The organism is Chlamydiales bacterium (genome assembly GCA_031292375.1).
GTDB lineage: Bacteria > Chlamydiota > Chlamydiia > Chlamydiales > VFKH01 > JARLHF01.
In genome coordinates this window covers 1-7804 of record JARLHF010000064.1, presented here as the reverse complement: position 1 = coordinate 7804, position 7804 = coordinate 1, and the positions used below count along the sequence as shown (strand labels likewise).

Below are 7804 nucleotides of genomic sequence, written 5' to 3'. Positions count from 1 at the left end.
TTAATGAGTAAACCTAGTTCATGTCTTGTTAAGCGCAAGTATGTAAGAAGTTGAACAGAATGAATAGGATGCTCTTTCTCTGTTGCTTTAATTTCAATGATAATTTTATTTTCAACTAGGATATCCAAATAAAGTGGTTCCCTAATTTTACACCCTTTGTATATTACATTTACAGGGACTTGTGTTTGAATTTGCAATCCTTGCAACGACAATTCATGACATAATACAGACTCATATACACTTTCAAGCAAACCAGGCCCTCCAAGCACCTTATGGACTTCAATAGCTGCTCCAATAATTTTATAAGACAAATCGTTATGTATAAAAGCACTCTCCGTGTCTCTGTGGCTCCGTGTTTCATTCCAAAAAACCAGCTTTAAATTTTAATGAACAAGAGCTTAAGTTGTTAACAATAACCTAGTTAAAAATCGAGCTGACGTTTGGTTAAGGGCGCGCGATTACATTATGTCTAATGAAGATTTAAGAATAAACTTCAATTCCCAATTGCCACTGCTTACTAATTTGGTTGGCTGTCTGGATGAGTTCGGCTCTTTTAAGATATTTAACATCGGCTGATGATTCTGATGATGAACCAAAGTGAAGTTGGAAGACGCCATTTTTACGACCAAAGGCCCGAATTGTTTTTTCGAATTCCTGAGCAAGGTAGGTTTGTATTTTTGATTGCCAAAGCTTTGTAACTCGCGATGTTGTTGTAGTTATAGCGCTATGAGCGACTTTTGCAAATTCTTTTGTAAGATCGGTTTTGATTAATTTAGGTAAAAAAGCTCCCCTCTCCCCTTGTTTTAAAAGCTTATCTTCTGTGAGCTTTAATGTTGATGCAACCTTGTCTAAATGTTGAATCTCTTGCTGTATGATTTTTTTGCAATGTTCTAGCTCTTTGGGATTGGAGGAAAGATCTGTTGCATCATGGATGCGTTTGAGTACACCCTCTACTTCGGAGTCTAATATTGTAGAGATTTTTTGAATAAGTTTTTGGTGAGTAGATCCTGAATTGCGCCCCTCTACAAAAAATTTCTTTACTGCATTCCAGAAACGTTTTAAAAATGAGGTATCTTTTGTTGTTTTATTACTGATAGAGCGCTCATAAAGAGAACCATTTTTTTGTATTCGAAGCGAGGAAGTCTTATCTTTTTGATTGTGCTCAGCCCAGTTTGCTAGAGTTTGAAAATCTTTGTTACAAAAGGAAATGCTTTCTATAGACATGGAATCACCTATATTTATTTCCCCTAATTATGCATTAATAATTTTAATTTGTCAAGTTAGATGATGATGATGGACGGAGTCTAAGGGAAGGCCTAAGAATTGAGTGCCGATAGTAGAGAATTTTTTTGGGTCATCAGAGACGAAATATTCTCTTGTTCCTGGAGTTGTTTGTTTTGTATTTAGGTTATTTTGGTTGAGTACTTCTTGTACTTTTTGTGCGCATGTTATTGCGGGATCGATAAGACAAATGTGTTTGCCAATTTCTTCGTAAAGGATTTTTTTTAGAAGAGGATAGTGCGTGCAGCCAAGCACGAGCGTATCAATATTTTGTTCTTGAAGAGGTTTTAGGTAATCTTGGATGATAAGGCGAGTGGCCAGATGATCAAGGGAAAAATCTTCTACTAGATGCACAAGCAGAGGGCATGCAATAGGATGGATAGATGCATGAGGAAGAAGTGCTTGTAGGCCTCTTTGATAAGCGCCAGACTGAATAGTTCCCTTTGTTCCAATGATGCCAATGCGAGCATTTTTTGTAGATATAACAGCCCTTTCGATGCCTGGCGTAATCACACCAATGATCGGTATATTAAAGAGCTTTTTGAGCTTTTCAATTGCGAAGGCGGTTGCGGTATTACAAGCAATAACAAGTAGTTTGATATTTTTTTCCATTAAAAAAACAGTGTTTTCAATGGAATAGCGCAAGATAGTCTCTTCGCTTTTGCTGCCATAGGGAAGTCTTGCTGTGTCACCAAAGTAGACGATATTTTCGTTGGGAAGTAGGTCAATAATTTGGCGCACAACGGTTAGGCCGCCTACACCTGAGTCGAAAATACCGATGCAATCGTGCCCTTTGTGCATTTTAGTCCTCTAAAGTGAGTTCTTGCCCAATGACAATGCGATCTTTACTGAGGTTATTGCGTTTTTTTAAAGTATCGACACTTATGCCATGATTTTTTGCAATGCGCTCTAGAGTGTCTCCTGGTTTTACTTTATAACTTTTAGAAGATGTTGCCATGTCCATAATCCCGCTTTCAGAGCCTTTGTAGGCAACTTTTACAAGAGATTGAAGAGCTGATTTAAGGCTAGTTACATTGGTTTGTAAACTCTGTTCAATATCCGTGATCTTTGAGCTGTATTTTGAAAGGGAAGAAGAGGTGTCATTTGCATGTGATTTGAGTTGTTTTAAGTCTAAGATAAAGCCATCTACTTTTTGCTCTACGACTGTAAGGCGTTTTTCAAACTGACCAAGTTTACCTTTAGATAATTCTTCATTTGCATTTTGGGATTTTGTAAGCTCTTTTTGAAGTTTTACAATTTGTTCTCCCTGAGTATTCACTTTCTCTTCTAAAATATCACGCTCAAGCTCGTAGCAGTGTACCTTTTGCTTTATATCTTCCAGCTCACACTGAAGAGAGAATAAAGATCGGTCTTTTTGTTGCGCTTCTAGGGGTATTGTAGAAGCGCAAAAGATGATTAGCAAAGCAAAACAACACAAATATTTCTTCAAGTTGCCTGGATACATGACGAACTATCCTTCAACTTAAGTTATTGAAAATAGAGTTTAAACTCAGCTCTTCTATTTAGTTTTAGTGCCATTGCATCCGTTCCCTCAACACAAGGTCTTTCTTTTCCATAAGATATTGTATGGATACGTTCTGGATTGACGCCATCTTGGATAAGGGCATTACGAATAGCATTACTACGCTTCGCACCAAGAGCCAGGTTAAACGCTGCGGGTCCTCTTTGGTCGCAGTGCCCTTCAATAAAGATGTTCAAATTAGGATGTTTTTTCATGTAATTGGCAATGCCCATAACAATTTGTTCATTCTCAATGCCGCGTACAGCGTACTCGTTAGTTTCGAAATGAACATTGCTGAAGATTTGAATCTGTTCTGCGCTTGTAGGGCAGCTAAAACCATCAATTCCTGGCAAGCCACTTCCAGCTTCTCCTGGTGTGCGCATGGGTTGGTCTGCACCGCCTTCTAGGGCAAGTCTGTTAGAAATGTCTTCATCTCTTAGAGGAATAAACTCGTGGTCATTTGGACCGTAAAACTCACCTGGGTGGTTTACTTGCTTAGAAATGGCGCGGCTTCCAGAAAGTGTGCGTACGCCCTGTCCTAAATGCCTTCCTGCAGATTTTGTATCCTCCCAAAAATCTCCTGGCGAGCGCTGACAAGCAGTCTGAACCAAACAAATGGCCGCAATATTAAAAAGTAAAAAAAACGTCTTTATTTTCATGGAATAATCCCCCGCCGACTACTATGTAATTAATTAAGAGTGGTATAATTGAAAAAGCAGTTAATTTACAAGCAAATTATTTTGTTTTAGGCTCCCAACAAGGAAAACGTTTTTCTCCAGAGCCGCAGCTTACTTTAACAGACTCTGTCTGGTGAGGGTTGACTATATAAAGCTCATTGTCAAGATCATTATTGAAAACAATATGTAAACTATTGGGTGCCCAAGAAGGATTTTCTTTATTTCCTAAACCCTTTGTAAGCTGTTCTTCTTTTTTAGTAAGAAAGTCATAGATCCAAATTTGCCGGCTGCCAGAAGTCATCGAGCTGTAGGCAAGTTTTGTGCCATCTGGTGACCAACAAGGGCTTGTGCTTTCTTTATTGTATTTAGAAATAAGCACAGGTTTCATTTCTTTGGCCTCTAGTCCCTCGGGAGGTATTGCCATGACATAAACTCTTGGATTGCCATCTTTGTTAGAAACAAAGGCTACCTGTTTGCCATCAGGACTAAAGGTTGGAGATCCTTGAGTACCCTTCATCGTAGCATAAATTTGTCTTGGCTTGCCAACAGCACCTACTTCCGGATCAAAGGGTTGCAAAAAAAGATCAGGGTTTCCAGCAAGATCACAAATAAAAGCGACAGCGTCTCTTGCTTTTGTTATAGCCGGCATCAGCTGATTACCGCGAAGGGAGGTAAGTCTGTAGCCTTTTCCTGTTTTAAGGGAGGCAACATAAATTTTTGGTTGACCAATGATGTAAGAGACATAAAAGAAGCTACCTGGTGCAAAACCTGGTTTGGGAGCTAAATAAACGGGGGTCACACAATATCTTCCCTCATGTGTGATCTGTTTTGCATTTGCTCCATCATAATCACTTTCCCATACCTCTGAAACCCATTTGGATTTATAAGTAGGATCTTCGTTTGGGACTTTAACGGTATAGAGAACTTTTGTTGTAGCAATGCCATCTTTTCCAGAAATTGCCTTATGTACAAAATCGGCGAGTTGATGTATCTGTTTGCGATCCTCTGCAAGCCTTCCTGAAAGCGTTATAGGCCCTACTTTTTTGATTGTATTTTTTGTTGTGGAAGTAAGTAGGGCTGTGAGTTGTTTGTCTATTATATCTACTTTTAAGCTATAAGCTACATTGCTTTTCTTTACAATTTGTGTAAGAGCATTGTGGTTCAAATCAAAAGAAAGCACAGAGTTAAAACTTTTGTAGTAAGAAGCTGGAAAAGCTGCATCTTCAGACACTTCTAAAGAGATAGGTGTGAGCTCTGTGTTGGTGGAAAGAGAGACAATAATATCATTTTCTGCAGAGGATAAATGGCATGTGATTAAAATGGTGATTAATAAGAGTAGACTTCTTGCATAATTACATAAGGAGTCTGATATAAGTTTGTACATAGAGTTATAAGTCACTGCTTAGGGTTAATGTAAATGTTTTTTCGCTATCATTAAAGTGGGAGCCAAACGGAGGAAAGGCAATTTTTGGCAGGGCTTTTTCCAAATAATGTTTATTTTTTTCGCTATCTGCTTTAATGAACTTTACCAAGACCACTTTTCCACTACGGTTTAATTTTAAAGAAAGCCTCACGTCTCCATATTCTGGTAGTTGTAATAGCGCTTTAAGATAGAGAGAAAGTTCTTCTTCATAGCTTTTTTTGAGAGAAGCACTTTCATGGGAATCTCCTCCTATATCAAAAGTTACCGAACTGTCGATGTGTAAGGAGGTAATCTCTTTTGGAATATGGATTAGTGGTGCACTTTTGTCAGAAAGCTTATCAGCTTTTTTGCCAATTTTTGCAATACTTTCTTCGATGCTTTGAAGAAGTTCTTGGTTTTTTTGTGAAAGTTCTCGCTCTGCTTTTGTAGGCGTTTTAACTTTTGGCGTGCTGGGTGCACTAGGTTTTGTTTTTATTACACTTTTATTTTCTGTGGGCTTTGTTTTTTTTGCAGGTGCAGGTGGTTTTTTAACGCTTTCTTTTTTCTTTTTGGGTTTAGTGGGCTTCTTTTCAATGGGAACAGGTGCTTCCTCTACAACTGGTTTTGGAGTAGAAGATTTTTCTGGTTCGGGCTCAAAAATGGGTTCAGATTGTGGTTCTGGAATGAGTTCTTCTTTGACTTCAGGTATTGTTTCTTTTGGTATAGGAGCAGGTATTTCTTTTTTTTCAACTACAGGTAGTACTTGACTTGGCTGTGCAGAAGTGTTTTTTGGAGAGGATAACTTAACATTTTGAACTACGAGCTTTTTTTCTTTGGGAGATAATTTTGCAGTGTCATTTTGAAAAAATAAGAGCCAGAGTAATAGAGCGTGAAAGAAGATCACAGTAATTATGAACTTTGGACGTATGTTGTAGGGGTCTTTATTTGGGCTCATCATGTGCTTCTTTAAGGGTTTAAAACAATATTCAAATCCTTAAATCCAGCATCTTCTACTGCATTTTTCACTTCTTGGTATGTGCCAAAGAGTGCTTTTTTATCATGAAATAGAAGGGGCGTAACATTGGGATTTTTTAAGTTTGCCTCTTTTAGAAGTTTTCGTAACTCTGCAACAGATACGCGCATTTTATTAAAGAAGATGGTGTTATCTTTTTGTACATGGATGGAAATGGGGCTAGAATCCTTCATGGAAGAAGAAATCTCTTTTGTATTTGTGTGCCCCTTTGCAAGTTCTACTTGATCTAGCTCCAGTATGGGAGCTACAACAATAAACATAATCAGCATGACAAATACAACGTCGATAAGAGGCGTTAGGTTGATCATAGCTTCTTCATTATTGTCAGATTTAATAGCTCTAATACGACGTCTCATGAGGCTTACTTTATTTTACATCCACTTTACGATATTGAAGTTCGACCGTAGCAAGCATTAGAGTGGAAAAGTCTTCCATTTCTATTTGAAATTCCCTCGCATCGTTTTTGAGATAATTGTAGGCGATAAGAGCCGGTATGGCTACCAAAAGCCCTAAAATAGTGGTTCCAAGTGCCATAGCAAGTCCACTTAAAATAACATCATTACTCTGGCTTCCTGCTCTGCTACTTAACGTTGAAAACGTTGTTAATATCCCCCATACTGTTCCAAGAAGGCCAAGAAAAGGGCCTAATGTGACAATTGTAGATAGGATAAAAAGGTTTTTTTCTAGGTGCTTTGTTTTTGTAGACACAGCTGTTGATAAGTAAGATGCAACTAAATCAATATCTGATGGAGAGAGAAATACATCTTGCTTATCATCACTCTCCTCTGTTTGGTGGAAGGATTTGTTTTTGTTAAGTAGTTCTAAAGTTTGTTCTTTTAAGACTAGATAGATGTCTAGAAGAGGGTTTGGAAGGGATGTGTTTTGTTTAAGGGTGTTGATTTGTACATTTAGAGGGTGATGCTTTGTTTTTTCGAAGCATTTTTTGAACTCAAGAGCGAGTTTACGCATTGTTTTTGAGATCCAAGTTTTTTGGAAGAAAATGATCCAGCTAATGATGGAGAGGGCAAGAAGAGATAAAAAAATAAGTTTTCCAAGCAAGTCAGAATCAGCATAAGCTGCATAGAGAGGGTTAGTTGCAAAGAGTAGGCCTTTTGTAAAAAGCGAAACTATCATGGGTGTGCTCTCCTTAAATTAATGCGAGTTTCAAATCTATACACAAACAATTCTTGAACTTGTTTGTGTATATATCCAAAACTCACGTTACTATAGAGTTTAAGTAGAGAATTATCAATAGATAAAATGATGATGCATTGGGTGTTAAAATCAAAAAATATTTGCATATTATTTAGTGAGGTATTAGTAATAATGATATGTATAAATTTTTTATGTAAGAGGTTTTTTATGGTAGTATCGAAGAAAAAATCAAAAAATCAAGATAGTGATAAAGTTAACAACGCCAAGAAAAAACCTAAGCAACTTGGTAAGGCAGCAGGTAAAAAGGCTGTGGGTGGGTTTACTTATTCATCAGGAATTCAATTGGCACAAATAATACAAGAGTGACACCGAATTTATGCTAAAGTGAGTTTCTTGCGAATTCGTGAGAGCACCTAGGGCATACGCCCTAGGTGCTCCAAAACATGATTTGCATGCTGAAGGCCTGCGTTATAGTATCTTAGGGCATTCGCTATAGGAAGACGTTTCTAAACATAAAAAATATGTAATAGCAAAGTAGAAATCGCCTTCTTGTTAGAAACCGGAAGTTTCTATTTTGCGCTTACACCCACTATCAGCAATTAGGAGCGGGATGTTTTACGAAAGAAAATAGGAAATTATAAGAAAATTCTTCTCATAGAAATGACATGTTAACGTAAAATGCAAAAAATTATTATGTATATTTTGTGATAGCGTTTTCAACGAGTACGTTACAT

10 protein-coding genes are annotated in these 7804 nt (G+C 37.5%); 1 reads left to right on the top strand and 9 read right to left on the bottom strand.

Annotation, left to right across the window (positions count from 1 at the left end; all coding sequences use genetic code 11):
- The 9 genes from P4L16_07885 to P4L16_07845 form a co-directional block, all read right to left on the bottom strand.
- Positions 1–311: GxxExxY protein (locus P4L16_07885; GenBank protein ID MDR3625040.1), on the bottom strand; the 311-nt coding region annotated here is incomplete at its 3' end.
- Between the two features lie 169 nt (positions 312–480).
- Positions 481–1224, bottom strand: coding sequence for a hypothetical protein (locus P4L16_07880; protein ID MDR3625039.1), 744 nt, complete (start codon positions 1222–1224; stop codon positions 481–483).
- Positions 1225–1275: 51 nt separating this feature from the next.
- Complete coding sequence (gene murI, locus P4L16_07875; protein MDR3625038.1) at positions 1276–2082, bottom strand: glutamate racemase; 807 nt, start codon at positions 2080–2082, stop codon at positions 1276–1278.
- 1 nt (position 2083) lies between these two features.
- A complete protein-coding gene (locus tag P4L16_07870; protein ID MDR3625037.1) occupies positions 2084–2746 on the bottom strand; it encodes a LysM peptidoglycan-binding domain-containing protein in 663 nt (220 codons plus the stop codon).
- 23 nt (positions 2747–2769) lie between these two features.
- Positions 2770–3462 carry an OmpA family protein gene (locus tag P4L16_07865; GenBank protein ID MDR3625036.1) on the bottom strand — a complete coding sequence of 231 codons (693 nt, stop codon included), beginning with the start codon at positions 3460–3462 and terminating at the stop codon, positions 2770–2772.
- A 76-nt stretch (positions 3463–3538) separates the two neighbouring features.
- On the bottom strand, positions 3539–4864 hold the full coding sequence (gene tolB, locus P4L16_07860) for a Tol-Pal system protein TolB (protein MDR3625035.1): 1326 nt from the start codon (positions 4862–4864) through the stop codon (positions 3539–3541).
- Positions 4865–4868: 4 nt separating this feature from the next.
- The gene (locus tag P4L16_07855) at positions 4869–5840 is read right to left on the bottom strand and encodes a hypothetical protein (GenBank protein ID MDR3625034.1); all 972 of its coding nucleotides are present in this window, start codon (positions 5838–5840) and stop codon (positions 4869–4871) included.
- A gap of 8 nt (positions 5841–5848) precedes the next feature.
- Positions 5849–6271, bottom strand: a complete 423-nt coding sequence (locus tag P4L16_07850) for a biopolymer transporter ExbD (GenBank protein MDR3625033.1) — start codon at positions 6269–6271, stop codon at positions 5849–5851.
- Between the two features lie 10 nt (positions 6272–6281).
- Entirely contained in the window at positions 6282–7049 is a 768-nt protein-coding gene (locus P4L16_07845) for a MotA/TolQ/ExbB proton channel family protein (GenBank protein MDR3625032.1), read from the bottom strand.
- Positions 7050–7277: 228 nt separating this feature from the next.
- Here P4L16_07845 and P4L16_07840 point away from each other — a divergent pair, with 228 nt between their 5' ends.
- Entirely contained in the window at positions 7278–7436 is a 159-nt protein-coding gene (locus tag P4L16_07840) for a hypothetical protein (protein ID MDR3625031.1), read from the top strand.
- Positions 7437–7804 lie beyond the last annotated feature (368 nt).